This is a genomic window from Streptomyces sp. NPDC050085 (genome assembly GCF_044460595.1).
Lineage (GTDB): Bacteria > Actinomycetota > Actinomycetes > Streptomycetales > Streptomycetaceae > Streptomyces.
On sequence record NZ_JBITJZ010000008.1, the window covers coordinates 150,829 to 176,306 of the forward strand.

Consider the following 25,478-nt stretch of genomic DNA (forward strand, 5'->3'; position numbering starts at 1 on the left):
CACCGCACTGCTCGTATGGTTGCTCCAGCCAGCCGCTAGCGAAGGACAGCAAGGATCGCGATGCCCTCCACTACGAACGCCTCTTCCGGTCGCAGGTCCGGCAGGAAGAAGGGGCGCCGAGCCCGACTGCTGGTGATCGTCCTCGTGCTCGCCGTGGTCGCGGGCATCGGATACGGCGCCTACTGGGGCGTCGACTCTGTCCGAGCCTCCTTGCCGCAGACCACAGGCTCGATAGAGCTCCAGGGCCTCGACGGGGACGTACAGGTCAAGCGGGACGGCTACGGGATCCCGCAGATCTACGCGTCCTCCGACGAGGACCTGTTCATGGCGCAGGGCTTCGTGCAGGCGCAGGACCGGTTCTACGAGATGGACGTGCGCCGCCATACGACCTCCGGTCGGCTCTCCGAGATGTTCGGCAAGGGCCAGGTCAAGACCGATGAGTTCCTGCGCACCCTGGGCTGGCACCGGGTGGCGCAGGAGGAGTACGACTCCAAGCTCTCGCCGGAGACCAAGAAGTACCTCCAGGCGTACTCCAAGGGAGTCAACGCCTACTTGGCGGGCAAGAGCGGCAAGGAGATCTCCGCCGAGTACGTCGCGCTCGGCTTCGAGAACGACTACAAGCCGCAGGCGTGGACCCCGGCCGACTCGGTGGCCTGGCTGAAGGCGATGGCCTGGGACCTGCGCGGCAACATGCAGGACGAGATCGACCGCTCCCTGATGACGAGCCGCCTCAGCGCGAAGCAGATCGCCGACCTGTACCCGAAGTACCCGTACGACCGGAACAAGCCGATCGTGCAGGAGGGTGCCTACAACGACGCCACGAAGACGTACGACACGGCCGCCTCCGGCTCTTCCGGCGCCCAGTCGACCAATTCCGCGGGCACCGGCCTGACGGGCAACACAGAGGCCCCCAACGGCCTTCAGAGCCAGCTCGGCGGCCTGGCCGACGTCCTGGACCGGATCCCCGACTCCGCGGGCCTCGGGCCGAACGGCAACGGCATCGGCTCCAACTCCTGGGTGGTCTCCGGGGATCACACCATCACCGGCAAGCCGCTGCTCGCCAACGACCCGCACCTGGCGCCGCAACTGCCGTCCGTCTGGTACCAGATGGGCCTGCACTGCACGACGCTGTCCGAGAAGTGCCAGTACGACGTGACGGGCTACACGTTCGCGGGCATGCCGGGCGTGGTCATCGGCCACAACAAGAACATCTCCTGGGGCCTGACCAACTCGGGCGCCGACGTCACGGACCTCTACCTGGAGCGCTTCAGCGGCGACGGCTACCAGTACGACGGCAAGACGCAGGCGTTCAAGACCCGCAAGGAAGTCATCAAGGTCGCCGGCGGCGACGCCAAGACGATCACCGTGCGCGAGACGAACAACGGCCCGCTGGTCTCCGACCGCGACGACGAACTCGTCAAGGTCGGCAAGAAGGCGCCGGTGGACTCCACGGCCCCCGACCGCGGCGACGGCTACGGCATCGCGCTGCGCTGGACCGCGCTCGAGCCCGGCAACACCATGGACTCCGTCTTCGAGATCGACAGGGCGAAGAACTGGTCCGAGTTCCGCAAGGCCGCCGCCGACTTCCAGGTGCCCTCGCAGAACCTCACGTACGCCGACACGGACGGCCACATCGGCTACCAGCTGCCCGGCCGCATCCCGATCCGCGGCGAGGGCGACGGCTCGCTGCCTTCGCCCGGCTGGGACTCCAAGTACCAGTGGACCGGCTACATCAAGCAGGACGAGCTGCCCTACGAGTACGACCCGAAGCGCGGCTACATCGTCACTGCCAACCAGGCCGTGATCGACGAGGACAAGTACCCGTACACGCTCACCACGGACTGGGGCTACGGCACCCGCAGCCAGCGCATCTCCGACCTGATCGCGTCGAAGATCAAGGACGGCGGCAAGATCTCCACCGACGACATGCGCACCATGCAGATGGACAACAGCAGCGAGATCGCGAAGCTGCTCGTGCCCAAGCTGCTCAAGATCGACGTCAAGGACAAGTACGTCCGCGAGGCGCAGCAGCTCCTGGAGAACTGGGACTACACCCAGAACCCGGACTCGGCCGCCGCCGCGTACTTCAACTCGGTCTGGCGCAACATCCTGAAGCTCGCCTTCGGCAACAAGCTGCCCAAGGAACTGCGCGTCGAGGGGCAGTGCCTGTACGTCGAGCCGGTCGACAACACCGGTCCCGCGGACGAGGACCGCAAGGTCCGCGAGTGCGGCCAGCGCGACGCGGACTCGGCGCAGCCGGACGGCGGCGACCGCTGGTTCGAGGTCGTCCGCACCCTCGTCAACGACGAGAACAGCGACTGGTGGAAGGCCCCCAAGACGCGCAACGACAAGGCCACGGACAACCGTGACCAGTTGTTCGCCCGCGCTATGGACGACGCCCGTTGGGACCTGACCGCCAAGCTCGGCAAGGACATCGACACCTGGAGCTGGGGCCGCCTGCACAAGCTGGAGCTGAAGAACCAGACCCTCGGCACCGAGGGCCCGGGCTGGCTGCAGTACGTGCTCAACCGCGGCCCCTGGAAGCTCGGCGGCGGCGAGGCGGCGGTGAACGCGACCGGCTGGAACGCGGCGGGCGGCTACGGCGTCGACTGGGTGCCGTCGATGCGCATGGTGGTCAACCTGGCCGACCTCGACAAGTCCAAGTGGATCAACCTCACCGGCGCTTCGGGCCACACCTACAGCGCCCACTACACGGACCAGACCGACAAGTGGGTCAACGGTGACCTGCTGCCGTGGGACTTCACGAGCAAGGCCGTGGACGACAGCACGTCGGACACGCTGACCCTGAAGCCGTAGAACGGCGACAGTGAAAAGGGGCACTACGCGCGCGTAGTGCCCCTTTTCACGTCCCTTTTCCGCTTCGCTTCGCGCTTCCTTCAGGTGAAGCGCCGGATTCCCGAGGGGGTCACCGCGGCGTGCACCGCCTTGTCGTGCGCCTCCGCGGGGACGTGTGCGACCACTTCGCTGTCGTACAGCAGCACCACGAGAGCGGGGTGCATTCCGGCCGATTCGAGCCGTGCGAGCACCCTGTCGTACGAGCCGCCGCCCCGGCCGAGGCGCATCCCGCGCGCGTCCACGGCGAGCCCGGGCAGCAGCACGACGTCGGCCGCCAGGACGGCGTCGGCCCCGAGCCGCTCACCGGCGGGCTCCAACAGGGCCATCTTTCCCGCGTGTTGAACGCGTACGAGCGAATCGGCTCCTTCGTAGGTTCCCCAGGACAGGTCGTTGTCGGGCAGCAGCACCGGCAGCAGGACCCGCGTCCCGCGCGCGCGAAGCGCGTCCAGGAGGGGCCCGGTCCCCGGCTCGCTGCCCACGGAGACGTACGCCGCGACGGTGCGGGCCCCGGCCAACTCCTCGACCTCGAGGGCACGCTCGGCGAGAACCGTCTGCGTCTCCAGTACGTCATCATGTGGCAACGCGTTCCTCACCCTGAGGAACTCCCGTCGACATGTGCGCTTGTCAGGGTGGGTCTCAGGGGCGTCAGGGGCGTGCTGACTCATAGTCGGCTCACAAACCTCTCCTATTCCACGCATATATGTGCCAACAAAGCGGACCCACAGATTCCGCCCATAGGCGCCGGATATGGTGGCGGGCATGACTGACGCGCACACCAGGATCACCAAGGCTGTCATCCCGGCAGCCGGTCTCGGCACCCGGTTCCTGCCGGCCACGAAAGCCACTCCCAAGGAGATGCTTCCGGTGGTCGACAAGCCGGCGATCCAGTACGTGGTCGAGGAGGCCGTGTCCGCGGGTCTGGACGACGTTCTCATGATCACGGGCCGCAACAAGCGCCCGCTGGAAGACCACTTCGACCGCAACTACGAGCTGGAGTCGGCCCTTCAGAAGAAGGGCGACGCCGACCGCCTCGCCAAGGTCCAGGAGTCCAGCGACCTCGCCACCATGCACTACGTGCGCCAGGGCGACCCCAAGGGCCTCGGTCACGCCGTGCTGTGCGCGGCCCCGCACGTGGGCCGGGAGCCGTTCGCGGTCCTGCTCGGCGACGACCTGATCGACCCGCGCGACCCGCTGCTCGCGCGCATGGTCGAGGTCCAGGAGCGGCACGGCGGCAGCGTCATCGCGCTCATGGAGGTGGACCCCGCGCAGATCCACCTCTACGGATGCGCCGCGGTGCAGTCCACCGAGGACGGCGACGTCGTCAAGATCACCGACCTCGTGGAGAAGCCGGACCCGGCCGACGCCCCGTCCAACTACGCGATCATCGGCCGCTACGTCCTGGACCCGGCCGTCTTCGACATACTGCGCAAGACCGAGCCGGGCCGCGGCGGCGAGATCCAGCTCACCGACGCCCTGCAGCAGCTCGCGGCCGACGAAAAGGTGGGCGGCCCGGTGCACGGCGTCGTCTTCAAGGGCCGCCGCTATGACACCGGTGACCGCGGCGACTATCTGCGTGCCATTGTCAGACTCGCGTGCGAACGTGAAGACCTGGGCCCCGACTTCCGGACCTGGCTTCGCAGTTACGTCACCGAGGAGATGTAGCACCTTGAGCAGCGCGACCCCGTCGTCACCGCCGTCCACCACCCACGGCCAGCTCTGGTCGGTGGACGAGCACCTTGAGGACATCCTCAGCACCGTCCACCCGCTCGACCCCATCGAGCTCCAACTCCTCGACGCGCAGGGCTGTGTGCTCGTCGAGGAGGTGACGGTGCCGGTCTCGCTGCCCCCGTTCGACAACAGCTCGATGGACGGGTACGCGGTACGCGTGGCCGATGTCGCGGGCGCGAGCGAGGAGTTCCCCGCCGTGCTCACCGTCATCGGCGACGTCGCAGCGGGCCAGGGCGAGCAGCCCACCGTCGGTCCGGGCCAGGCCGCCCGCATCATGACCGGCGCCCCGCTGCCGCCTGGCGCCGAAGCCGTCGTCCCCGTCGAGTGGACCGACGGAGGGCTCGGCGCGGGCCCCGTCACCTCGATGACCGCCCACAGCGCCGCTCCCGAAGGGGCATCGGGCGAGGTCCGCGTGCACCGCCCCGCCGAGGCGCGCGCGCACGTCCGCGCGCAGGGCAGCGACGTCCGCGCCGGCGACCGCGCCCTCACCGTCGGCACGGTCCTCGGCCCGCCGCAGATCGCCCTGCTCGCCGCCATCGGCCGCGGCACCGTACGCGTACGCCCGCGCCCGCGCGTGGTCGTCGTCTCCACCGGCAGCGAACTGGTGCAGCCCGGCGAGCAGTTGGGCCCCGGCCAGATCTACGACTCCAACAGCTTCGCCCTCACGGCCGCGGCCCGCGACGCCGGAGCCATCGCCTACCGGGTCGGTGCGGTCGCCGACGACGCCGAGACGCTGCGCTCCACCATCGAGGACCAGCTCATCCGCGCCGACCTCGTCGTCACGACGGGCGGCGTCAGCGTGGGCGCGTACGACGTCGTGAAGGAAGCCCTCTCCTCGATCGGCGACCCGGACGAGGAGGACGGCATCGGCGCGGGCAGCGGCGTCGAGTTCCGCAAGCTCGCCATGCAGCCCGGCAAGCCGCAGGGCTTCGGCTCGGTCGGCCCCGACCACACCCCGCTGCTCGCCCTGCCCGGCAACCCGGTCTCCTCCTACGTCTCCTTCGAGCTGTTCGTCCGGCCCGCGATCCGGACGCTGATGGGCCTGCCCGCAGAGACGGTGCAGCGCCCCACCACGCGCGCGGTGCTGACCGCCGACAAGGCGCTGACCTCTCCGCAGGGCCGCCGCCAGTTCCTGCGCGGTGCGTACGACGCGAAGGCGGGGGAGGTCGCCACCGTCGGTGGCTCCGGCTCGCACCTCATCGCGGCGCTCGCCCACGCGGACGCGCTGATCGTGGTGCCCGAGGACGTGACATCGGTGGAACCCGGCACCGAGGTGGATGTCGTCCTCCTGGGCTGAGAGCCTGTCTTTGGCCGGGCCCGGTGTCCGCGGTGCGCGGTACCGTGTCGCGCACAAACAGTCCGGCGCGCCGCACCGCGCACGGCTCGGATCGGGAGCGGCACAGCACCATGAGCACTTCGCAGGACCGGCTCGACCGGCTCACGCACATCGACGAGGCGGGCGCCGCCCGCATGGTCGACGTATCGGAGAAGGACGTCACCGCGCGCACCGCACGCGCCAGCGGTCGCGTCCTCGTATCGCCGCGCGTGGTGGAACTGCTGCGCGGCGAGGGCATGCCCAAGGGCGACGCGCTCGCGACGGCCCGGATCGCCGGGATCATGGGCGCCAAGCGCACGCCCGACCTGATCCCGCTGTGCCACCCGCTGTCGGTCTCCGGCGTGAAGCTGGACCTGTCCGTCGCCGACGACGCCGTCGAGATCCTCGCCACCGTGAAGACGACGGACCGCACGGGGGTCGAGATGGAGGCGCTCACCGCTGTCTCCGTCGCCGCGCTCACGGTCGTCGACATGGTCAAGGCGGTCGACAAGGGCGCCGTCATCACGGACGTCCGGGTCGAGGAGAAGACGGGCGGCAAGTCCGGGGACTGGAACCGGTCATGACCGAGCCGTACCGCGCCCTCGTCGTCACCGCGTCCAACCGCGCGGCCGCGGGCGTCTACGAGGACAAGGGCGGCCCGCTGATCGCCGAGGGCCTCAAGAAGATGGGCTTCCACGTCGAGGGCCCCCAGGTCGTGCCGGACGGCGACCCGGTCGAGGCCGCGCTGCGGGCCGCGGTCGAGGCGGCGTACGACGTCGTCGTGACCACCGGCGGCACCGGCATCTCGCCGACCGACCGCACCCCCGAGGCGACCGCCCGCGTCCTCGACCACGAGATCCCCGGCATCCCCGAGGCGATCCGCGCGTACGGGCGGCAGAAAGTGCCCACCGCCGCGCTCTCCCGTGGCCGAGCCGGGGTCGCCGGGCGCACACTGATCGTGAACCTGCCGGGTTCGAGCGGCGGAGTGAAGGACGGCCTGGCCGTCCTGGAGCCGCTGCTCGCCCACGCCGTCGACCAGATCCGCGGCGGCGACCACCCCAGACCCGATGCCCACGCCGGGGGTGCGCACTGAACAGCCCGTCCTGGCCCGCCGTGCTGGCGGAGGGCGATGTCGTCCTCCGCCCCATAAAGCTGCGCGACCAGCGCGCCTGGCGCGAGGTCAACCGCCGCAACCGCGACTGGCTGCGCCCCTGGGAAGCGACGATCCCGCCGCCCACCCCGAGCGGCCCGATCGCGCACCGTCCGACCTACCGGCAGATGGTCCGCCATCTGCGCTCGGAGGCGAACGCGGGCCGGATGCTGCCCTTCGTCATCGAGTACCAGGGCCGCCTGGTGGGCCAGTTGACGGTCGCCGGGATCACCTGGGGCTCGATGTGTTCGGGCCATGTCGGCTACTGGGTCGACCAGTCGGTGGCCGGCCGCGGAGTGATGCCCACGTCCGTCGCGCTCGCCGTCGACCACTGCTTCCGCACCGTGGGCCTGCACCGCATCGAGGTCTGCATTCGCCCGGAGAACGGGCCGAGCCGTCGCGTCGTGGAGAAACTCGGATTCCGCGAGGAGGGACTTCGTCCACGGTATCTTCACATCGACGGCGGCTGGCGGGACCACCTCGTCTTCGCGCTCACCGCCGAGGAGGTCCCGGAAGGGCTCCTCAGGCGCTGGCAGCGCGAGCGGCGCGGCAACACCGCAGGTCCGGGTGCCTCCAACACGGTCGACCCCGGCACCCCTTCGAAATAAAATAAATGTTCGAAATTGATCGCCGAGCGACCGTCCGAGCCATTAAATTCGCGCCCAGGTCGGCCAGTTGATCGCACCAGTCACAAAAAAAGTTCGAAATATCAGCCAGATCGTGCGACACACCGGCCCAATTGGCGGATGGCCTCACGCAAACCCCTCTACGGTGTGAGGCGTGAGCAGCAGCGGCCTCATCTACGCAGTCATCGTCGGGGCCTGGGCCGCCTACTTGGTGCCGATGTGGCTCCGTAGGCAGGACGAGCTGAACGAAGCCCGTCCGACGGAACGCTTCAGCACCGCCATCCGGCTTCTCTCCGGTCGGGCGGGCATGGAGCGCCGATACGCCAAGGACCTGCAGGCGCGCTCGCCCGAGACGGACGAGCGGCGCGGCGCCCCGGCCGACCCGGACGCGACCACCGACCCGGTGGACGTCCGGGGCTTCGTCGTGTCCCCGGCGGGCGAGCGCGTGCCATCCGGTGACCGGGTGCGCACCGAGCCCGTCCGCGAACCCGAACCCGCCCCGGAGGCCGAGCCGGAGCCCGCCGCCCCGGTCAAGTCCCGCCCCCCGCGCGCCACTTCCGCGGCCGCCGCCGAGGCACAGGCCCGCGCCCGCCGCACCAAGGCCCTCGCGCGCCGCCGTCGTACGACGGTGCTGCTGTTCGTCGCCTTCACGGCCGGTGCCGTCGTCGCCGGAGTCGGCGGTGTCGCGTTCCTGTGGGCGCCCGCGGTGCCCGCCCTGCTGCTCAGCGCGTACATCGTCTATCTGCGCACCCAGGAGCGACGCCGCTTCGCCTACGTCATGGACCGCCGCCGCGCCGAGATCGCCGCGCAGCGCCTGCGGGAGCGGCAGCCGCGCAGGCGGCAGTCGGCGGCGCAGCGCTCCGCCGCCGAAGACCCGGAGGAGGGCCCAGGCGCCGAGCCGGCCACCGACTCCGGGCTCGAGGCGCTCGCCGCCGACCGGCGCGCGCTCGTCGAGCAGACCGACCACGCGGAGTGGGTCGACCAGCAGCGCGAGCGGCAGCGCCGCCCCGGCCCCGGCGACAGCTGGGACCCGGTCCCCGTGCCGCTGCCCACCTATGTCACCGCCCCGGTCGCGCCCCGCGCGGGCGGCGGCGTCGACTACGGCGCCCCCGAGACGTGGAGCGCCGCCCGCTCCTCCGCGGTGGAGGAGGAGAGCAGGGCCGAGGAGCAGGCCGCCGACGACGGGCGCAGCGACGCCCGCCGTGCCGCCTCCGCCCGCCGCTCCCGCGAGCGCGGACGTACGCCGCTGTTCGATCAGTACGACGTCGGCGCCGGTCCGGACGACCGGCCGAGGGCCGCCAACGAGTGACCGGTTGACCAGCTCGGGAACGGATTTCCAAGCACCCGGATCGGGGTGCTAGAGTTCCACTCGTTGCAAGGGCCGAACGGCCCGAGGGCCTGTGGCGCAGTCTGGTAGCGCACCTCGTTCGCATCGAGGGGGTCTGGGGTTCAAATCCCCACAGGTCCACTGCAGCGCCGTTCACGAGTTAGCTCGTACGCGGTTGACGAGATCCCGTCCGATCACTTCGATCGGGCGGGATCTCTGCGTTTCTGGGCTCTGTGAAAGGTCTGGGTGCGGGTGGAGGAGCGCCGCGGCGAGCAAGGTTCGCGCTTCTTCTTGCGTTCGGGCGTGGGGAAGCACGCTGATGGGAGTGATCAGCGTGCTGGGCTGAGGTGGAGTTGTTCCGCGCGAGTCGGCTCAGCCGTCGGCGGGCGGTGGGCGTCCGGCGAGTGCGTTGCGCGGTCCGCGGTGTGTGACGAGGGGCAGCAATGGGCCGCTCGCGTCGAAGTCGGCGTCGGTGAGTTCGTCGGGGCCGGCGCGTTCGCAGAGCCAGGTCTCCAGGACGATCAGGTTGGCGACCGTGAGCATGACGGCAAGCAGGAGGGCCTGGGCGACCTGGCCGGGAGCCGGGCGGTGCTTGGCGTTGCCGATGTCGATCTTGTCGCTCTTGAACCGTCCGTTGGCGCCTTCGTTGTGGCTGCGGATGGGGCGGTAGGTGTTGATCCAGGACGTGTGGAGGTAGTGGACGTCCTGGCGGTACTTGGCCAGACGCCAGTCGGAGCCTTCGGTGTCCGCGGGCACCGCGATCGAGTCCTTGCGGCATACCTTGGGCAGCGTCTTCTCGGGTGGCGGTGTGAAGTGCTCGGCTGCGGTGATGTCGATGGTGGGGCGGGCTGCCTCCGGGACGCGCCGGACGGGAGGTCCGCTCAGGTCGACGGTCCGGGTGGGCATCGTGGCTGCGGTGCGGCGGCGAAGCCGGTCGTGGCGGGCGCAGTTGACGCTCGGAGAGGGGCCGGTGGCCGGGCACTGGAGGCGGATGGTTCCGCGGGTGTCCGGGCCTTGTTTGAGCTTGAAGTGGTACGGCTCGCGGGCCGTGATCTTCTCGGCGAGCTCGTCGCTGGGCGTGTGGATGGCGTCGTCACTGGCGGCGGTGGTGGCGTGGAGGAGCGGGGCGGGGGTGAGCGGGCACATGAGCGAGCCGTCGACGAGCGGGGCGCCCTGCCAACTGCCCTGTTCTCCGCGCTCGTTGGACTTGTAGTCCAGCGCGAGGCGGTAGCCGAGTTTGCGGACGGGTGTCTGGAAGGTGGGTGCGGAGCAGTTCGTGTAGGCCCGGTCGGCGGCCAGGATGCCGGTGGGCAGGCCGAGTTCGGACAGCTGGGTGAGGACGTTGACCGCGTTGTGGCCAGTGCGGACGGTGGGGGTGTCGAGCTCGAAGCCCAGGCACAGCTGCGGGTACGCCTTGGGCGGGTCGTCGTCGCGGTCACGGTGGTGGGCGGCGATGGCCAGGGCGGCGCTGTAGCCGAAGACCTTCTCCCCGGTACCGCCCTTGAAGTGCCAGCCCGCGGTGATCTCAACAGATGCGGTGCCGTGCCACGAGCTGTCGGGGTGCGCGATCACGGGGATGCCGGTGGCGTCGATGCCGACATCGCCGTTCCAGCCGCGCAGATGGCCGCGTTGCTGGGCCATGCGGACGGTGGCCAGGACCAGACGGTTGGCCAGATGGTGGAGGCGGTCGGCGGCGGCCCGGCTTTCGGGGGTGTCCCACAGGGCGATGTGGAAGTCGGCGTGGCGCAAGGGAAGTCGGGAGCGGCGGTCGTGGCGCACGGGGTCCAGCACGGTGGTGATCGCGTCCAGGGCCCGGTAGAGGCGGCGGCTGGAGGCGATGCGTTCGTGGGCGGTGCGGGGTGGCTGGTCGGGGATGTCGAGCCAGGTGCGGGCGCGGGGTTCGAGGTTGTAGTGCAGGCAGCGCCAGGCGTCGGCGACAGTGGCGCGGCCGGTGTAGTAGACCGCCAGCAGCAGGCCGATCAGGACGACCCGGGGCCGGATCCCCTTGGGGCCTGGCCGGTCGGCAAGGAGCTGCTCCAGCTCCTGGGGCAGGCCGGAGCGGTCGAGGAGGGTCAGCAACTGGCCCACCTTGGAGTCGGGGTACGTCGGCGGGCCGCTCAACGGCGGCTTGGGACGCAGCAGCCGGACACTCGCGGCCGCATCGCGGGTAGCGTCCGGCGGGCGGCGCATCATCCGCGGGGACCGCGCAGCAGTTCGGCCGCCTGCTCGGGATCGAGCGGGGGCACCCAGTGAAAGTAGGGGGCCAGCGCGGCGGCCGAGGACATCCCGGCGGCCTCGGCGACCAGGACCGGGTCGATGCGCTGCCGCAACAGCTCCACGATCCACGTGCTCCGCAGCCGACGCGCCTCCAGGCGGGGCAGTCCCGCGTGCGGGCGGTGCCGGGCGGGCCACGAGCTGACCAGATTCTTCGCGGCCTCGACCTTCCGGCCGGGCCGGAACAGGTAGGCGTCACCAGCCAGTTGGGCGAGTTCAGCCAGGCACTCCTCCCATCCGGCGCGGCAGGCGACCAGCCGGTCCAGCCACGGGGCGTCGATGACGACCACACCCTGCGGCGTGGTGCGCAGATCGGTGCCGCGCACGGCCCGCAGTTCGCCGGGTGCCAGACCGCACCCGGCGGCCAGCGCCATCAGCGTAAGGCCGTCCAGCCGGGCCCGGCCCGCCAGCATTTCGGCCCACCGGCGCAGTCCCGCCAACTCCCCTGCTGCGTATGGGGGTCGGGGTGTGCGATTTGCCTTGATCCGGATCGGCGGGGCCTCGCCCCGCTGCACCCACACGACCGCTTCCCGGGTACGGCGCAGCCAGCAGCGGCACGTCTGCACCGTCCCGCCGGGCTGACCGGCCAGTCCCGTCAGGACGAACCGGTCGATCGTCTCCGTGCGCAGCCACAGCCCCGGATCACGCGGCAGGCCCACCGCATCCGCCCACACCGCCAGCCGGCTCACCGCATACAGCAGCCGTCGCGCGGTGTCGCACGTTCCCGGCGCGACCGCTGCGACAACGGCCCGCACCTGCGCGGCCACCGGCTCCCACCGGGCGGCGGGCAGCCGGGGACGGTAGTTGCGAATGTGGGCGGAGACCTGCGCATTCAACGTCACGGACCAACTCCATCGGCTGGTCAAGCAGCCAGTGAAGGGGTCGGTGGCGATCTTCACGTAAAGGAGCGCATCCGCATGGTCGGAGGCATGAAACGGCGAACCCCGCCGCGCGAGCTTGCCGGCGACCCGGAAGCCTGGCCCGAGGCCGACCTCACCGACCCCGGCGCCGCGGCCGTCCAGCACATCGCCCGCACCCTGGCCTCGGCGGTCGCCGAACGCGGCCTTAGCCTGCGTGGTCTTGCCGAAGCCTCCGGCGTGAACCGGCAGGCCACCGCCGACCTGCTCGCCGGACGGTCCTGGCCCGACGTTGCCACCGTCGCCCGGCTCGGCGCCGCTGTCGGAATCCCGCTGTGGCCCCGAACCGCCAAAGGCGAAAGAAGTGGGTGACACGAACGCCTCGATTCGCGCCAGCCCGAACACAAGAAGTGTTCGGGCATGGCGATTTCGTGGCTCCGGTCACCTGGTGACGAGCACTCGCCTACGCTCAAAAGGCGCGGAGCCACCTTCATGGCAGCTTGCGCGCCGGCACCGCCGTCTTGCTTGCTACGGCTGCGGCGGTGCCGACCCACCCCGTACCGGCATCTCACGCCGACACGGGAGATTCCGTTGCTCCCTCCTCGGCGGACTCCTCCGCCTCGCTGTCATCGGAGTGGGTCGTGGTGGCGATGAAGAACACCCCGGGCGGGTCCTCTTCGAGCACCCCCTTGGTCACCAGGTTCTTCAGGCGGCCGCGGGTGGTCTCCACGCGGCCGGGACCGCCGGACAGATCTTCGCCGATCGCCTGCGCGATGGCACGGGCCCGCATCTTCCGTCCGGAGGTGGCCAGCAGGGAGACGGCCCTGCGCTGGGCCTCCTCCAGCTCGATGGGATCCTGCGCGCCAAGGTCCGGGTCACCGCCCGCCGTTGTGCCGCCCGCCGTTCCGGGAGCGGCTGCTTCCTCGCCGGCATCGGGTTCCGGGCCATCGTCCTCGGACGGAACGCGGTTCTCTCCGGATTCATCCAGGAGGATTTCGTGCAATGTCGCCCGGGCTGCTGCGATCCGCGCCAGCTTTCCGCCCACGGCATCACGCCGCTGCCCGATCTCCTCGAACTCCTTGTCCAGCACGTCTGCTTCGGCAAGCAGGGCGCGCTCTCGCCGGTCCAGCACCTCGAACTCGAAATCGGACACCTCAGCCCCTTCCGCCCAGAGGTAATCCGCCGGGCCTAACCGGCAGAGCATCCGCAGGACCCCAGCACGACACCGTACGGTTCGGGAAACAACAGTGCTCCTCAAGTCCAGAGCCGATCGCAAACGCCGCAATCAGTGAGCCCTTGGCCCTCAGCAATCCATTGCCGTAAGGAATTTGGCTGCCGTGAGGGCAGGGTTCGACCACGTGCAGCACCCTGCGACGTACCGTGCGGAGATCCTGAGGGTTCCCGCCGAGAGGTGCCGCAGATGCCACCCAGGCTCGTGCGGCAATCGGGCAGGGCCGTTGCCGCCCTCGCCTTCGGCAGGAGTGGCCGCCTCACGTTATGGATTCTGGAATCCATAACGTGGTAGCTTGCTCGCATGGCCAGACCGCGCACATTCGACGAAGCGGCAGTTCTTGAGGCGGCGGCGGCGCAGTTCCGCGTTCACGGCTACGCCGACACGTCGACCGAGCAACTCTGCGAGGCCGCCGACGTGCGGCGCAGTAGCCTCTACAACGCGTTCACGTCCAAGGATGAGCTCTTCGTGCGGGCGCTGGACCACTACGCGTCGACCATGCGGGCACGGCAGGCGTCGATCCTCGCCGACACCTCCCTCAGTGGCGCCGGCCGCCTCCGCGCGCTCCTCGACGCCATCGTCGACGAGGAGCGCGTCGCCCGCGAGCAGGGGCATGCCGCCGGCTGCATGGGCGTGCACACGCTGATGAACCCCGACCTGCGGGCGCGCGATGAACGCATCGCCCGCATCCTCGAACGGGATCTGCGGGAGCGGCTCGGCCTGCTGGAGGACGTCATCCGGGCCGGCCGCTCGGACGGGAGCATCCCGGAGGGTCCCGATGCGGGCGAAAGTGCACTCCTCGTCAACACCCTCATCTCCGGTCTCCGGGTGACGGCGCAGACCGGCGTCGCCCCAGAGGTGCTGCACCGGATCGCTCTCGACGGACTGCACTCCCTGCTGGGCTGAGGCGGCGAGGTCGAAGGCGGGCTCAGGTCTGCCCAAATTTTGGATTCCAGAATACAGAAAGGGCTTCGGCCGTGAAACGACCGCTGTACTGGCTCATGCTCACCCTGCTCCTCGTCGCCATGAGCGAGCTGCAGACCATGGGCATGATGCCCGACATGGCGCGTAGTCTCGGCGCCTCCACCGCCACAGTCGGCACCCTGATCTCCGTCTACTCCTTCGGCATGGCCATCGGCGGCCCGCTCATCGCCTGGGCACTGCGCCTGACCCCGCCCAAGACAGCACTCCTGGGCGTCGTCATCGTGTACGCACTTCTGGAAGCCGCGGTCCCTGTGGTGCACAACTACTGGTGGATCGCTGCACTTCGACTGCTGACCGGAAGCCTGGGCGGCGCCGTGTTCGGCCTCACGCTCACCATGGCCGCCAGGCTCGCCCCCAGCCCCGACCGCATCGCTTCCTCGATTTCCATCGTGCTGAACGGGCTCATGTTCGGAGCTGTCCTGGGCCTGCCCATCAGCCATGCCATCGCCACAGCATTCAACTGGCAGACCAGCTTCGTCGCCCTCGGCATCGCAGGCCTGATCATCGCTCTGCTCGACGTATCCGCACTGCCCTCGCTGCCGGCCGTGTCCGCCCAGACCTCCGCCGACGACCTGCAGCAATTCCGCTCACCACGACTGTGGAGCCGCTATCTGGTCAGCCTGCTCACCATCGGCGCGACCTACGGCGCCTTCTCCTACTTCACCCCCCTGCTGGAAGGAGACGCAGGCTTCTCCACCAACACGACCACGGTGATCCTCTTCGGCTACGGCCTGTGCACCGTCATCGGCAACAACCTGGTCGGCCGCTACGCGGACCGCCACGCCGTGCCCCTGCTGCGCATCGGACACCTCGTCCTGGCCGGCGCACTGGTGGTGCTCGCCCTCTTCTCCCGACTGCCCTGGGCAGCCCTGCCCGGCGTGCTCCTGGTCGGACTTGTCGGCGTCTCGATGAATCCCGCCCTCGTAGCCCGGGTCGTCGACGTCGCCGGAGCCGGCAATCTGGTCAACACCGTGCACACCTCTGTCATCACCCTGGGAGTCGTGTTCGGCAGCGCGATCGGCGGCGTCGCCATCAGCCTCGGCCAAGACTCCAGTTCAGCCGCCGCCATGTGGACCGGAGCCGTCCTCGCCATCCTCGCCACCTGCGTCCTGAGCGCGCAGACCCTGGGACACAAAGCGCGCCTCAGCCCCCAGCCCGTACAAGACTGAGCCAGCCCAACGGCCCGCCGCGAAACCACGCCGATCACTCCCATGATCGGCGTGGGCCTGCTCCTTCACCTGGCGGGGAACGATCACCAACTCCACGGGAAAACGACTTCAGACTGCCGAGAGGTTCCCGGTCAGGGGCACCCGTGAACCCCCCACTGCAATGAAAGCCCCGCCGGGTAACCGGCGGGGCTTTTGCTTGTGCGTAGCCCGTCACCCGGCCCGGGCGGTTCCGCTGTGGCCCTGGCAACATTTGATGCATGGCCATCCCGTCCCGTTCCGTCCTCACCGCCGGCGGCGTCGTCCTGCTGGCCGTGGCCGTCGCCGGGTGCGGCGGGCCCGAGGGGCTGCGGGTCGAGGGCGCTGCCATGACTCCTTCGCGGAATGCCGGGCCCGTGTACGTCGCCGATGTCGTGGGGGAGCCGTTGCGGCGGCCCGGGGAGATCGGACTCAGCGAGTCCGTGCGGGTGTCCGGGCTGCACTGGCAGGGCTGGGGCGGCGCGACCGCGCGGGCCGTCGGCAAGCTCAGCGGGCCGTGGTGCCTGCCGGAGTGCGGCAAGAAGCCGTACGACGTGGACGTGGTGCTGAGCGGGCTCGAGCAGCAGGACCGGGGCGGCTACTACCGGCGGGCCTCCGTGCAGCCGGTGCGGCCGGCCGAGCTGCCGGACGCGGCGACCGGTGTGCAGCTGCAGGGCATCCGGCTCGCGGTGCCGGACTTGTGATGGGGCTGCGGGCGAAGCTCGGGGTGCTGATCGCGGGGACGGCGGCGGTCGTCTCCGTCGTGATGGGGCTGCTGGTTCATCACCGTACGGTCGACGCGCAGTACGAGAACGCGCGCAGCCAGCTCGGCGACCGGCTGCGCACCGCGGTGCAGGACCATGCCGCGGGTGTCGACGGGGACCGGACGCTCATCGATCCGCCCGATCTGCCGAAGCCGCTGGCCGCGGCCGTGCGCGACGGGCAGTGGGGGTTCTATCTGGAGCGTGGCCGTGCGGGGTCCGTGCCCGTGCTGTGGGCGGCCAGCGGGTACCAGGGAGACGTCGTCGCGCTGCGGCGGCCCTATCAGCGGGAGACCGCGACCCTGCGGGATCTGGACCGGGTGCTATGGATGGCCGGCGGGGTCGGGACCGGGCTCGCGTCGGTCGCCGGGCTGCTGGTGGCCACGCGGTTCGGGCGGCGGCTCACGGTCAACGCCGACACCGCGCAGCGCATCGCCGAGGGCGATCTGACCGCGCGGCTGCCGACCGGCGGCAAGGACGAGATCGGCAAGCTCGCCGCCGCCGTGAACACCATGGCCGACGCGCTCGCCGGGCGGCTGCAGGCCGAGCGCGAGGTCACCTCGAACATCGCCCATGAACTGCGTACGCCCGTCGCCGGAATGATCACCGCGGCCGGGCTGCTGCCGCCCGGGCGGCCCTCCGAACTCGTCCAGGGCAGCGCGCGGCGGCTCGGCGAACTCGTCGACGACGTCATCGAGGTGGCCCGGCTCGACGCCGTGAGCGAGGAACCCGAGCTCGTGGAGCGGGAGTTGGGGGAGCTCGTGCGCGGGGCCGTGGCGCGGGTCGACCCGGACGTGCGGGTCGACGTGGTCCGCGACGTCGTCGTGGTCACCGATCCGCGACGGGTCGAGCGGGTTCTCGCCAATCTCGTCAGCAATGCGCTGCGGCACGGCGGCGACCCCGTCTCCGTGACGGTCGACGGGGGCGTCGTGCGCGTACGGGACAAGGGCGACGGGTTTCCGGAGCGGGTGCTCGCGGGTGGGCCGCAGCGGTTCCGCACCGGCGAGCGGGAGACCGGGCTCGGGCTCGGGCTGACCATCGTCACCGGGCAGGCGCGGGTGCTCGGCGCGCGTGTGCGGTTCGAGAATCCGCTCGAGGGCGGGGCGCTCGCCGTGCTCGACCTGCGTGGAGCGGTGCGAAGCCGGTAGGCCGGTAGGCCGGTTACGGAAGTGCCCTGTACCCTCACGGCCTTCGCGCGCGAGAATCGCCCGCATGCCTGAGACCTCCCGTGGCGCGTCCGCCTTTCACGACCTGTCCGCCTTCCTGGCCCTGCCCCGCCTCAACTCGCTTGCCCTGTCCGCCGACGGCAGCCGGCTGGTCGCCGCCGTACAGACGCTGTCCGGGGACGGGACGCGGTTCGTGTCCGGGCTGTGGGAGATCGACCCGGCCGGGGAGCGTCCGGCGCTGCGGCTGACCCGGTCCGACAAGGGCGAGTCCGCGCCGGCGTTCGGGCCGGACGGGGCGCTGTACTTCCTGTCCGGCAGGGCGGGCGACGACGAGGACGACGACGAGGGCGCCGCGCTGTGGGCGCTGCCCCCGCGCGGAGAGGCCGCCGTCGTGGCCCGGCACCCGGGCGGGATCACGGCGTTCACCGTCGCCCGGGACTCCGGCGCGCTGTGCCACACGGCCGGACTGCTGCCGGGAGCCGCCGACGCCGAGGCACACGGCACGCTGCGCACGGCACGCAAGGACGCCAAGGTCACCGCGATCCTGTACGAAGCCGGACCGACCCGCGCCTGGGACCGCGACATCGGTCCTGAGGAGCCGCACACGTTCGTCCGGGCCGGCGCCGACGCGGACGTGGTCGACGCCGGCGGGCAGGGCGCCGGGCTGGAGGAGCCCGGGGACGCGGCGCTGTCGCCGGACGGGACGCGGGTGGCGTACACCCGGTTCGTGGCCGGCCGGATCCCGGACGAGAACCGCACCGCCGTGGTCGTGGCCGACGCGGCCGGCGGCGAGCAGCTCCTTGTCGTCGGCGATCTGGAACACCTCTATGACGCACCGGCGTTCACCCATGACGGCTCGGCCGTCGTGTGCGCCCGGAGGAGTTGGCCGACGTACGACGAGCCGTGGGACCAGACGCTCGTCCGGATCGATCTGGCGAGCGGCGAGGTGCGCGACCTGCTGCCCGGGTTCGACAACTGGCCCCATGGCGCGGTCTGTTCACCCGTCGACGACACGCTCTGGTTCACGGCGGACGAGCAGGGGCACAGCCCCGTCTTCCGGCGGGACCGGGACGGCAACGTCACCCGGCTCACGGCTTCGGGCGCGTACGGATCGCTGTGCGTGGCCCCCGACGGGCGGACGCTCTACGCCCTGCGCAACGCGATCGACTCGCCGCCGCGGCCCGTCCGCATCGACGGCGCCACGGCCGGTCGGACGCCCGCCGAACTGGCGGCTCCCGGTGCCCCCGGCGGACTGCCCGGCACGCTCACCGAGGTGCACGCCGAGGCGGACGACGGGTTCGCCCTGCGCGGCTGGCTCGTGCTGCCCGAGGGGGCGTCGGCCGAGCGTCCCGCGCCGCTGCTCGTCGCCGTCCACGGTGGGCCGCAGGGCAGCTGGAACGGCTGGACCTGGCGGTGGAACCCGTGGCCGTTCGCCGCCCGTGGCTATGCGGTGCTGCTGCCGGACCCGGCCCTGTCGACCGGCTACGGGCAGCTGGGCCAGCGGCGGGGCTGGGGGCAGTGGGGCGGGCGCCCCTACCAGGACGTGATGGCGCTGACCGATGCCACGGAGGCGCGGGGCGACATCGATGCCGGGCGCACGGCGCTCGCGGGCGGTTCCTACGGCGGCTACATGGCCAACCGGGTCGCCACCAGCACCGACCGGTTCAAGGCGATCGTCAGTCACGCGGGCCTGTGGGACCTGCGGATGTTCCAGGGCGACACCGACGTGCCGTGGTACTTCCGGTGCATCTTCGGGGACCCGGTGACCCGGCCCGAGCGGTACGAGGCCGACTCCCCGTACCCGGACGCCACCAAGATCCGCACCCCGATGCTGGTCATCCACGGCGCGAAGGACTACCGCGTGCCCGTCGGCCAGGGCGCCGCGCTCTTCCAGGACCTGCAGCGCTACGAGGTCCCGGCGAAGTACCTCTACTTCCCGGACGAGAACCACTGGATCCTGCAGCCGAACCACGTCCACGTCTGGTACGAGGCGTTCCTGAACTTCCTCGACCACCACGTCCTCGGCGCCGAGTGGCAGCGTCCCGCCCGCATGTGAGCCGTCAGCCCTGTCGCAACGCCTTCGCGTAGCAGCGGCTCAGCTCGTCGAAGCGGTAGTGGCCGAACTTGGTGCACTCCTCGTAGCCGCTCGACGCGTACAGCGCTATCGCCTCCGGCTGCTTGGTGCCCGTCTCCAGGACCATCCGGGTCCGGCCCGCCGCGCGGGCGTCCGCCTCCAGCTCGGCCAGGATGCGCCGGGCGAGGCCCAGGCCGCGGGCCTCGGGGGTGACGTACATGCGCTTGAGCTCGGCGTCGCCGTCCGCGTACCCCTCCTCGTTCTCGTCCTGGGCGCGCCAGCCGCCCGTCGCCAGGGGGGTGCCCTGCTCGTCGTACGCGATCAGGTACAGGCCGCGCGGGCGGTCGAACATCGTGGGGTCGAGGTACGTGGCGTCGCCCCCGTCGCCGTACCGCTCCGCGTATTCGAGCTGGACGCGGTCGTTCAGCGCGATCGCGTCGGGGTGGCCGAAGGAGACGGGGCGCAGGGTGACGACTGCGGCAGGCGAGGTCGACGGCTGGATACTCATGCGGTGTATCGTAACTCTATGCTTCCGGGTGCGGTATTCCCTTTTAGTGTGCCTGTACCGTGGCCCGGTGCTGACTGTGACCACTGTGAACGTGAACGGGCTGCAGGCCGCCGCCAAGAAGGGCTTCGTGGAGTGGCTCGCCCAGACCTCCGCCGATGTGCTGTGCCTGCAGGAGGTGCGGGCCGAGCCGGGGCAGCTGCCCGACGAGGTGCGTGAGCCGGAGGGCTGGCACGTCGTGCACGCCCCGGCCGCCGCGAAGGGGCGGGCCGGCGTCTCCCTCTACACGCGGCGCGAGCCGGACCGGGTGCAGATCGGCTTCGGGTCCGAGGAGTTCGACGGCAGTGGGCGCTACGTCGAGGTGGACCTGCCCGGCGTCGTCGTGGCCTCCCTCTACCTCCCCTCCGGCGAGGTCGGGACCGAGCGGCAGGACGAGAAGATCCGGTTCATGGCCGAGTTCCTCGGCTACCTGAAGGGGCTGCGGGAGCGGGCCGCGGCCGACGGGCGCGAGGTCGTCGTGTGCGGCGACTGGAACATCGCCCACCAGGAGGCCGACCTCAAGAACTGGAAGGGCAACAAGAAGAACTCCGGGTTCCTGCCCGAGGAGCGGGAGTGGCTCGGCCAGGTCTTCGACGCGGCCGACGGCGGGTACGTCGACGTCGTGCGGGCGCTCCACCCGGACGTCGAGGGGCCGTACTCGTGGTGGTCTTATCGGGGGCGTGCTTTCGACAACGACACGGGGTGGCGCATCGACTACCTCGTCTCGACGCCGGGGCTCGCCGGGCGCGCGGTCAAGGGGTTCGTGGAGCGGGCCGCCACTCATGAGGAGCGGTGGTCGGACCACGCTCCGGTGACCGTGGTCTTCGAGCACTGAGCCGCAAAGCGGGCGAGCGGGTCCGGGGCGATCTGCTCCGTGCAGCGGGCGCTGTGAGTCGCCGGGCCCGTCACTTCATCTTGCGGTCGAGGGCCATCGACAGTTCCGCGTCCACCACCGACTTGGCCAGCGGGCGCAGGCGCTGGACGTCCTTCTCCGTGCCGTGGGCGAGGATCAGGTCCGTGAAGAGCGTGGCCATGGACTCGGCGTGCTCGCGGACGCTCTTGGCCGCGGCCAGCACCTCCGCCAGCGGGATGCCCTCGCGGACCAGTGCCGCCGAGACGTCGAGGAGGCGGCGGCTGATGTGCACGATCTCTTCGCCGTCGGTGCCCAAGTAGCCGAGGTCCAGGGCGGCTTGGAGGTTCTCCGGGGTGACTTCGCCCGCGAAGTGGTCGGCGAGTTCGGTGGCCGAGAGGCGGACCGGGGTCTCCTCGGTGGGGCCGCCGAGGCCGAGGAGTTCGCCGACGTCGCGGCCGCGGTCGAAGGCCTCGGAGAGTTCCGCGATGCCGTTGAGGGTGTGGCCGCGCTCGAGCAGGTCGGCGATGGTGTGCAGGCGGGCCAGGTGCGTCTCGTCGTACCAGGCGATGCGGCCCTCGCGGCGCGGGGGCTTGATGAGGCCGCGCTCGCGGTAGAAGCGCACGGTGCGGACGGTGATGCCGGCCGCCTCGGCCAGTTCCTCCATCCGGTACTCGCGCCTGTCCGAGCCCTGCCTCGCTTCTTCTGCCACGTCGACGACCCTATGTCGTACCACCGGTAACTTTCCTCGGCCCGCCCCCTACCCATCGGTATGTTGCTGCTCTACGCTCCCAATTGCGCCAGTGTTCACTGGCAGAGTCGCTCAGCACAGGGAGGCGCCGGAATGGGCGAGCACGTGAGGGTGGCGGTGATCGGGTCCGGGTTCGGCGGGCTCGGCGCGGCGGTCAGGCTGCGCCGCGAGGGGATCACCGACTTCGTGGTCCTGGAGCGGGCGGGCGCTGTCGGCGGTACGTGGCGGGACAACAGTTACCCGGGGTGCGCGTGCGACGTGCCGTCCCATCTCTACTCCTTCTCGTTCGCGCCGAATCCGGACTGGCCGCGCACGTTCTCCGGACAGGAGCGCATCCAGGAGTACCTGGAGCACGTCGCCGACACCTTCCGGCTGCGGCCGCACATACGCCTCAACTCCGAGGTCACGCAGCTGCGTTGGGACAGTGAGCAGCTGCGGTGGGAGATCGACGTCGCAGGCGCGGCCGGCGGTGCCTTCACCGCCGATGTCGTCGTGTCCGCCACCGGGCCGCTGTCCGACCCGAAGATGCCGGACATCGACGGGCTCGACTCCTTCCCCGGCAAGGTCTTCCACTCGGCGCAGTGGGACCACGAGTACGACCTGCGCGGCAAGCGCGTCGCCATGATCGGGACCGGTGCTTCCGCCATCCAGATCGTGCCCGCCATCCAGAAGGAGGTCGCGCAGCTCACGCTCTTCCAGCGCACGCCTCCGTGGGTGATGCCGCGCGCCGACCGCGCCATCAGCAAGGCCGAGCGGTGGGTGCACCGGCAGCTGCCCTTCACGACGCAGGCGCGGCGCGGACTCCTGTGGGGCATACGGGAGTTGCAGGTCCAGGCGTTCACCAAGCGGCCCGACGAGCTCGGGCTCGTCGAGCGGATCGCCAAGCGGAACATGCACCGGTCGATCAAGGACCCGGCGCTGCGGGCCAAGCTCACGCCCGACTACCGGATCGGGTGCAAGCGCATCCTGCTCTCCAACGCGTACTATCCGGCGCTCGCCCAGCCGAACGTCGACGTCGTGGCGTCCGGGCTGAGCGAGATCCGCGGCAACACCCTCGTGGCCGCCGACGGCAGCGAGGCCGAGGTGGACGCGATCGTCTTCGGCACCGGGTTCCACGTCACCGACATGCCGATCGCGCAGCGCGTCATCGGCGCCGACGGGGTCTCGCTCGCCGAGAGCTGGAAGGGCGGGATGGCGGCGCTGCGCGGGGCCACGGCCACCGGGTTCCCGAACTTCATGACCATCATCGGGCCGAACACGGGTCTCGGTAACTCGTCCATGATCCTGATGATCGAGTCCCAGCTGAACTACCTGGCCGACTACATGCGGCAGTTGGACGTCCTGGGCGGCCGCGTCGCCCTCGATCCGCGGGACACCGCCGTCGCCGGGTGGAACAACCGGGTGCAGGACCGGATGAAGCGCACCGTGTGGAACACCGGTGGCTGCAACAGCTGGTACCTCGACGAGAACGGGGTCAACACGACCGTGTGGCCCGGCACGACGACCGAGTTCCGGCAGGCCACGCGCCATGTCGACGTGGGGGAGTACCAGGTGCTCCGCCCGGCGGCGGCCGCCGCGCCGAAGTCCCGTGGCCGCAAGAAGAAGGCGGAGGCGAGCGCCGCATGAGCCGGCTGACGCACATGAGGACCGGGCCGTACGCGCCGCCCGTCGCCGGGCGCGAACTGGTCGTGGAGTCGGCCGACGGGGCGCGGCTGCACGCCGAGGTGCACGGGCCCGCCGACAACAGTGCTGCGCCCGCGGTCGTGCTCGCGCACGGGTGGACGTGTTCGACCGCGTTCTGGGCCGCGCAGGTGCGGGCCCTCGCGCGCGACCACCGGGTGATCGTGTACGACCAGCGCGGGCACGGGCGGTCCCCGGCGGCTGCCCAACTCCCTTACACGCACGAGATGTTGGCGGACGACCTGGTGGCCGTGCTCGCCGCGACGCTGGCGCCCGGGGAGCGGGCGGTGCTCGCCGGGCACTCCATGGGCGGGATGACGATGATGGCCGCGGCGGGCCGGGAGGAGTTCCGTGAGCACGCGGCCGCCGTGCTGCTGTGCAGCACGGGCAGTTCGCGGCTCGTCGCCGAGTCGGCCGTGGTGCCGGTGCTGCCCGCGAGCGGGCTGCGGACGCGGCTGACCCGGTCGGTGCTCGGCTCGAAGGCGCCGCTCGGGCCCGTCACACCGGTCGCGAAGCGGGTCCTCCGGTTCGCGACCATGGGGCCGGGTTCGACGGCGGACAAGGTCGAGGCGTGTGCGCGGATCGTGCACGCGTGTCCGCGCGGGGTGCGGTACGGCTGGTCGAAGGTGCTCGAATCGCTCCAACTGGACGAGGGCGTAAGGCAGTTGACGATGCCGGTGGCCGTGCTCGGCGGTACCGTCGACCGGATGACGCCGATCGTGCACGCCCGGCGGATCGCCGCCGCGTTGCCGCAGTGCGTGGGCCTGACCGAGCTGGCGGGCATGGGCCACATGACGCCCGTCGAGGCGCCGGACGCCGTCACCGGGGTGATCCGTGAACTGGCGCAGCAGTACGTCGATGTGAACGTGTCGGATGCAACCAGCGAGGGGGCGGAAGCCGTATGAGCAGGGTCAGCCTGGAGGGACAGGTCGCGGTCGTCACGGGCGCGGCGCGCGGTGTCGGTGAGCTGCTCGCCCGCAAGCTGTCGGCGCGCGGCGCGAAGATCGCGCTCGTCGGCCTGGAGCCGGACGAGTTGAAGCAGGTCGCGGGGCGGCTGCACTCCGACGCCGACTGGTGGCACGCGGACGTCACCGACCACGAGGCGATGGCGCGGGTCGCCGAGGAGGTCAAGGAGCGGTTCGGGAAGGTCGACATCGTCGTCGCGAACGCGGGGGTCGCCGCCGGCGGGCCCTTCGTGGACTCCGACCCCGTCGCCTGGCGGCGCGTCATCGAGGTCAACCTCATCGGCTCCGCGGTGACCGCGCGGGCCTTCCTGCCCGTACTCATGGAGTCGCGCGGCTACTTGCTGCAGATCGCCTCGCTCGCCGCGATCACGCCCGCGCCGATGATGACCGCGTACTGCGCGTCGAAGTCGGGCGTGGAGGCGTACGCGCACAGCCTGCGGGCCGAGGTCGGCTACAAGGGCGTACGCGTCGGCGTCGGCTACCTGTCCTGGACCGACACGGACATGGTGCGCGGCGCCGACCAGGACGACGTGATGCGCGAGCTGCGTCAGCGGCTGCCGTGGCCGTCGAACAAGACGTATCCGCTGGGTCCGGCCGTGGACCGGATCGTGGCGGGCATCGAGCGGCGGTCGTCGCAGGTGTACGCACAGTGGTGGCTGCGCGGGATGCAGGGCGTACGCGGATACCTGCCGGCGGTGATCGGGGCGGTGGGGCAGCGCGAGATGCGCCGCTTCGAGCCGCGGCTCGGCACGGTGTCGCGCGGGCTCGTGGGGGCGGGCGGCGCCGCCGACGAATCAGTGCGGGGGCGCTGACCTGGGCTCCTGGCCGGAGCGTCTGGCGGGGGCTTCTGACCTGGGCTTTTGCCCGTCGCACACAGTCCGTTAATGATCGAAATGCGCGGAATGTCCTGCCGTGTCAGTCTGGTCGAGGCCCAATCCCCTCACCCACCACGGGAGTGAACAGCATGGGCATCATGGACCAGTTCAAGGACAAGGGCGAAGAGCTCTCCAACAAGGCCAAGGACGCCCTCGGCGGCGCCAAGGACGAGGCGAGCGAGCGCGCCTCGCAGGCCCAGGACGAGGTCTCGGACCGTGCGCAGCAGGCGCAGGACAAGTTCAACCAGGACTACGACTCCTGACGCCTGTTCTGGCACCT

Annotated in this window: 24 protein-coding genes and 1 tRNA gene; 19 read left to right on the top strand and 6 right to left on the bottom strand. The window is 70.8% G+C overall.

Annotation, left to right across the window (positions count from 1 at the left end):
- Window positions 1-60: 60 nt before the first annotated feature.
- Window positions 61-2,817 (top strand): penicillin acylase family protein, encoded by a 2,757-nt coding sequence (locus tag ACIBUY_RS28280; RefSeq protein WP_399154127.1) that lies wholly within the window; start codon window positions 61-63, stop codon window positions 2,815-2,817.
- Between the two features lie 80 nt (window positions 2,818-2,897).
- On the opposite strand, the gene ACIBUY_RS28285 is transcribed toward ACIBUY_RS28280, so the two are convergent.
- On the bottom strand, window positions 2,898-3,521 hold the full coding sequence (locus ACIBUY_RS28285) for a 5-formyltetrahydrofolate cyclo-ligase (protein ID WP_365576687.1): 624 nt from the start codon (window positions 3,519-3,521) through the stop codon (window positions 2,898-2,900).
- A 94-nt stretch (window positions 3,522-3,615) separates the two neighbouring features.
- Between ACIBUY_RS28285 and galU the strand changes: the two genes are divergently transcribed.
- The 7 genes from galU to ACIBUY_RS28320 all read left to right on the top strand — a co-directional run bounded on the left by galU (window position 3,616) and on the right by ACIBUY_RS28320 (window position 9,143).
- Window positions 3,616-4,518 (top strand): UTP--glucose-1-phosphate uridylyltransferase GalU, encoded by a 903-nt coding sequence (gene galU / locus ACIBUY_RS28290; protein ID WP_365576685.1) that lies wholly within the window; start codon window positions 3,616-3,618, stop codon window positions 4,516-4,518.
- Between the two features lie 4 nt (window positions 4,519-4,522).
- Window positions 4,523-5,881, top strand: a complete 1,359-nt coding sequence (gene glp / locus ACIBUY_RS28295) for a gephyrin-like molybdotransferase Glp (protein ID WP_365576683.1) — start codon at window positions 4,523-4,525, stop codon at window positions 5,879-5,881.
- Between the two features lie 110 nt (window positions 5,882-5,991).
- Window positions 5,992-6,483 (top strand): cyclic pyranopterin monophosphate synthase MoaC, encoded by a 492-nt coding sequence (moaC, locus tag ACIBUY_RS28300; RefSeq protein ID WP_365576681.1) that lies wholly within the window; start codon window positions 5,992-5,994, stop codon window positions 6,481-6,483.
- Window positions 6,480-6,992, top strand: a complete 513-nt coding sequence (locus ACIBUY_RS28305; RefSeq protein WP_399154128.1) for a molybdenum cofactor biosynthesis protein B — start codon at window positions 6,480-6,482, stop codon at window positions 6,990-6,992. The genes moaC and ACIBUY_RS28305 overlap by 4 nt, the downstream gene beginning before the upstream one ends.
- 20 nt (window positions 6,993-7,012) lie before the next feature.
- Window positions 7,013-7,657 carry a GNAT family N-acetyltransferase gene (locus ACIBUY_RS28310; protein ID WP_399154129.1) on the top strand — a complete coding sequence of 215 codons (645 nt, stop codon included), beginning with the start codon at window positions 7,013-7,015 and terminating at the stop codon, window positions 7,655-7,657.
- 172 nt (window positions 7,658-7,829) lie between these two features.
- Window positions 7,830-8,984: a gephyrin-like molybdotransferase receptor GlpR gene (gene glpR, locus ACIBUY_RS28315; protein WP_399154130.1), complete on the top strand. Its 1,155-nt coding sequence runs from the start codon at window positions 7,830-7,832 to the stop codon at window positions 8,982-8,984.
- A gap of 85 nt (window positions 8,985-9,069) precedes the next feature.
- A tRNA-Ala gene (locus ACIBUY_RS28320) sits at window positions 9,070-9,143 on the top strand.
- A 231-nt stretch (window positions 9,144-9,374) separates the two neighbouring features.
- Here the strand turns inward: ACIBUY_RS28320 and ACIBUY_RS28325 are convergent.
- Both ACIBUY_RS28325 and ACIBUY_RS28330 read right to left on the bottom strand, forming a co-directional pair.
- The gene (locus ACIBUY_RS28325) at window positions 9,375-11,123 is read right to left on the bottom strand and encodes a hypothetical protein (protein ID WP_399154131.1); all 1,749 of its coding nucleotides are present in this window, start codon (window positions 11,121-11,123) and stop codon (window positions 9,375-9,377) included.
- A gap of 68 nt (window positions 11,124-11,191) precedes the next feature.
- On the bottom strand, window positions 11,192-12,118 hold the full coding sequence (locus ACIBUY_RS28330) for a hypothetical protein (RefSeq protein WP_399154132.1): 927 nt from the start codon (window positions 12,116-12,118) through the stop codon (window positions 11,192-11,194).
- A 75-nt stretch (window positions 12,119-12,193) separates the two neighbouring features.
- On the opposite strand from ACIBUY_RS28330, the gene ACIBUY_RS28335 reads away from it, so the two are divergent.
- Window positions 12,194-12,505: a helix-turn-helix domain-containing protein gene (locus ACIBUY_RS28335; protein ID WP_399154133.1), complete on the top strand. Its 312-nt coding sequence runs from the start codon at window positions 12,194-12,196 to the stop codon at window positions 12,503-12,505.
- 196 nt (window positions 12,506-12,701) lie between these two features.
- Here the strand turns inward: ACIBUY_RS28335 and ACIBUY_RS28340 are convergent, their stop codons facing one another.
- Window positions 12,702-13,286: a hypothetical protein gene (locus ACIBUY_RS28340; protein WP_399154134.1), complete on the bottom strand. Its 585-nt coding sequence runs from the start codon at window positions 13,284-13,286 to the stop codon at window positions 12,702-12,704.
- Window positions 13,287-13,667: 381 nt separating this feature from the next.
- Here ACIBUY_RS28340 and ACIBUY_RS28345 point away from each other — a divergent pair, with 381 nt between their 5' ends.
- The 5 genes from ACIBUY_RS28345 to ACIBUY_RS28365 all read left to right on the top strand — a co-directional run bounded on the left by ACIBUY_RS28345 (window position 13,668) and on the right by ACIBUY_RS28365 (window position 19,515).
- Window positions 13,668-14,270 carry a TetR/AcrR family transcriptional regulator gene (locus ACIBUY_RS28345; RefSeq protein ID WP_399154135.1) on the top strand — a complete coding sequence of 201 codons (603 nt, stop codon included), beginning with the start codon at window positions 13,668-13,670 and terminating at the stop codon, window positions 14,268-14,270.
- Between the two features lie 71 nt (window positions 14,271-14,341).
- Window positions 14,342-15,517, top strand: coding sequence for an MFS transporter (locus tag ACIBUY_RS28350; protein WP_399154136.1), 1,176 nt, complete (start codon window positions 14,342-14,344; stop codon window positions 15,515-15,517).
- Between the two features lie 257 nt (window positions 15,518-15,774).
- Complete coding sequence (locus ACIBUY_RS28355; RefSeq protein WP_399154137.1) at window positions 15,775-16,236, top strand: hypothetical protein; 462 nt, start codon at window positions 15,775-15,777, stop codon at window positions 16,234-16,236.
- Window positions 16,236-17,441 (top strand): HAMP domain-containing sensor histidine kinase, encoded by a 1,206-nt coding sequence (locus ACIBUY_RS28360; RefSeq protein ID WP_365576671.1) that lies wholly within the window; start codon window positions 16,236-16,238, stop codon window positions 17,439-17,441. Before ACIBUY_RS28355 ends, ACIBUY_RS28360 begins: the two co-directional genes overlap by 1 nt.
- Window positions 17,442-17,505: 64 nt before the next feature.
- Window positions 17,506-19,515: a prolyl oligopeptidase family serine peptidase gene (locus tag ACIBUY_RS28365; RefSeq protein ID WP_399154138.1), complete on the top strand. Its 2,010-nt coding sequence runs from the start codon at window positions 17,506-17,508 to the stop codon at window positions 19,513-19,515.
- Between the two features lie 4 nt (window positions 19,516-19,519).
- On the opposite strand, the gene ACIBUY_RS28370 is transcribed toward ACIBUY_RS28365, so the two are convergent.
- Complete coding sequence (locus ACIBUY_RS28370; protein WP_399154139.1) at window positions 19,520-20,041, bottom strand: GNAT family N-acetyltransferase; 522 nt, start codon at window positions 20,039-20,041, stop codon at window positions 19,520-19,522.
- A gap of 46 nt (window positions 20,042-20,087) precedes the next feature.
- Here ACIBUY_RS28370 and ACIBUY_RS28375 point away from each other — a divergent pair, with 46 nt between their 5' ends.
- Window positions 20,088-20,912 (top strand): exodeoxyribonuclease III, encoded by an 825-nt coding sequence (locus tag ACIBUY_RS28375; protein WP_399154140.1) that lies wholly within the window; start codon window positions 20,088-20,090, stop codon window positions 20,910-20,912.
- 70 nt (window positions 20,913-20,982) lie between these two features.
- On the opposite strand, the gene ACIBUY_RS28380 is transcribed toward ACIBUY_RS28375, so the two are convergent.
- On the bottom strand, window positions 20,983-21,594 hold the full coding sequence (locus ACIBUY_RS28380; RefSeq protein ID WP_365576770.1) for a MerR family transcriptional regulator: 612 nt from the start codon (window positions 21,592-21,594) through the stop codon (window positions 20,983-20,985).
- A gap of 177 nt (window positions 21,595-21,771) precedes the next feature.
- Here ACIBUY_RS28380 and ACIBUY_RS28385 point away from each other — a divergent pair, with 177 nt between their 5' ends.
- From ACIBUY_RS28385 to ACIBUY_RS28400, 4 genes are all read left to right on the top strand, one after another.
- Window positions 21,772-23,304 carry a flavin-containing monooxygenase gene (locus tag ACIBUY_RS28385; protein ID WP_399154141.1) on the top strand — a complete coding sequence of 511 codons (1,533 nt, stop codon included), beginning with the start codon at window positions 21,772-21,774 and terminating at the stop codon, window positions 23,302-23,304.
- Window positions 23,301-24,263 (top strand): alpha/beta fold hydrolase, encoded by a 963-nt coding sequence (locus ACIBUY_RS28390; RefSeq protein ID WP_399154142.1) that lies wholly within the window; start codon window positions 23,301-23,303, stop codon window positions 24,261-24,263. The genes ACIBUY_RS28385 and ACIBUY_RS28390 overlap by 4 nt, the downstream gene beginning before the upstream one ends.
- A complete protein-coding gene (locus ACIBUY_RS28395; protein ID WP_365576659.1) occupies window positions 24,260-25,135 on the top strand; it encodes an SDR family oxidoreductase in 876 nt (291 codons plus the stop codon). The genes ACIBUY_RS28390 and ACIBUY_RS28395 overlap by 4 nt, the downstream gene beginning before the upstream one ends.
- Window positions 25,136-25,287: 152 nt before the next feature.
- Window positions 25,288-25,461, top strand: coding sequence for a hypothetical protein (locus ACIBUY_RS28400; protein ID WP_399154143.1), 174 nt, complete (start codon window positions 25,288-25,290; stop codon window positions 25,459-25,461).
- The last annotated feature ends 17 nt before the right edge of the window (window positions 25,462-25,478 follow it).

Coding starts and splice junctions, on each gene's coding strand:
- ACIBUY_RS28280 (WP_399154127.1), top strand. CDS start 61: ATGCCCTCCACTACGAACGCCTCTTCCGGTCGCAGGTCCGGCAGGAAG.
- ACIBUY_RS28285 (WP_365576687.1), bottom strand. CDS start 3,521: ATGAGTCAGCACGCCCCTGACGCCCCTGAGACCCACCCTGACAAGCGC.
- galU (WP_365576685.1), top strand. CDS start 3,616: ATGACTGACGCGCACACCAGGATCACCAAGGCTGTCATCCCGGCAGCC.
- moaC (WP_365576681.1), top strand. CDS start 5,992: ATGAGCACTTCGCAGGACCGGCTCGACCGGCTCACGCACATCGACGAG.
- ACIBUY_RS28305 (WP_399154128.1), top strand. CDS start 6,480: ATGACCGAGCCGTACCGCGCCCTCGTCGTCACCGCGTCCAACCGCGCG.
- ACIBUY_RS28335 (WP_399154133.1), top strand. CDS start 12,194: ATGGTCGGAGGCATGAAACGGCGAACCCCGCCGCGCGAGCTTGCCGGC.
- ACIBUY_RS28345 (WP_399154135.1), top strand. CDS start 13,668: ATGGCCAGACCGCGCACATTCGACGAAGCGGCAGTTCTTGAGGCGGCG.
- ACIBUY_RS28355 (WP_399154137.1), top strand. CDS start 15,775: ATGGCCATCCCGTCCCGTTCCGTCCTCACCGCCGGCGGCGTCGTCCTG.
- ACIBUY_RS28360 (WP_365576671.1), top strand. CDS start 16,236: ATGGGGCTGCGGGCGAAGCTCGGGGTGCTGATCGCGGGGACGGCGGCG.
- ACIBUY_RS28365 (WP_399154138.1), top strand. CDS start 17,506: ATGCCTGAGACCTCCCGTGGCGCGTCCGCCTTTCACGACCTGTCCGCC.
- ACIBUY_RS28370 (WP_399154139.1), bottom strand. CDS start 20,041: ATGAGTATCCAGCCGTCGACCTCGCCTGCCGCAGTCGTCACCCTGCGC.
- ACIBUY_RS28380 (WP_365576770.1), bottom strand. CDS start 21,594: ATGGAGGAACTGGCCGAGGCGGCCGGCATCACCGTCCGCACCGTGCGC.
- ACIBUY_RS28385 (WP_399154141.1), top strand. CDS start 21,772: ATGGGCGAGCACGTGAGGGTGGCGGTGATCGGGTCCGGGTTCGGCGGG.
- ACIBUY_RS28390 (WP_399154142.1), top strand. CDS start 23,301: ATGAGCCGGCTGACGCACATGAGGACCGGGCCGTACGCGCCGCCCGTC.
- ACIBUY_RS28395 (WP_365576659.1), top strand. CDS start 24,260: ATGAGCAGGGTCAGCCTGGAGGGACAGGTCGCGGTCGTCACGGGCGCG.
- ACIBUY_RS28400 (WP_399154143.1), top strand. CDS start 25,288: ATGGGCATCATGGACCAGTTCAAGGACAAGGGCGAAGAGCTCTCCAAC.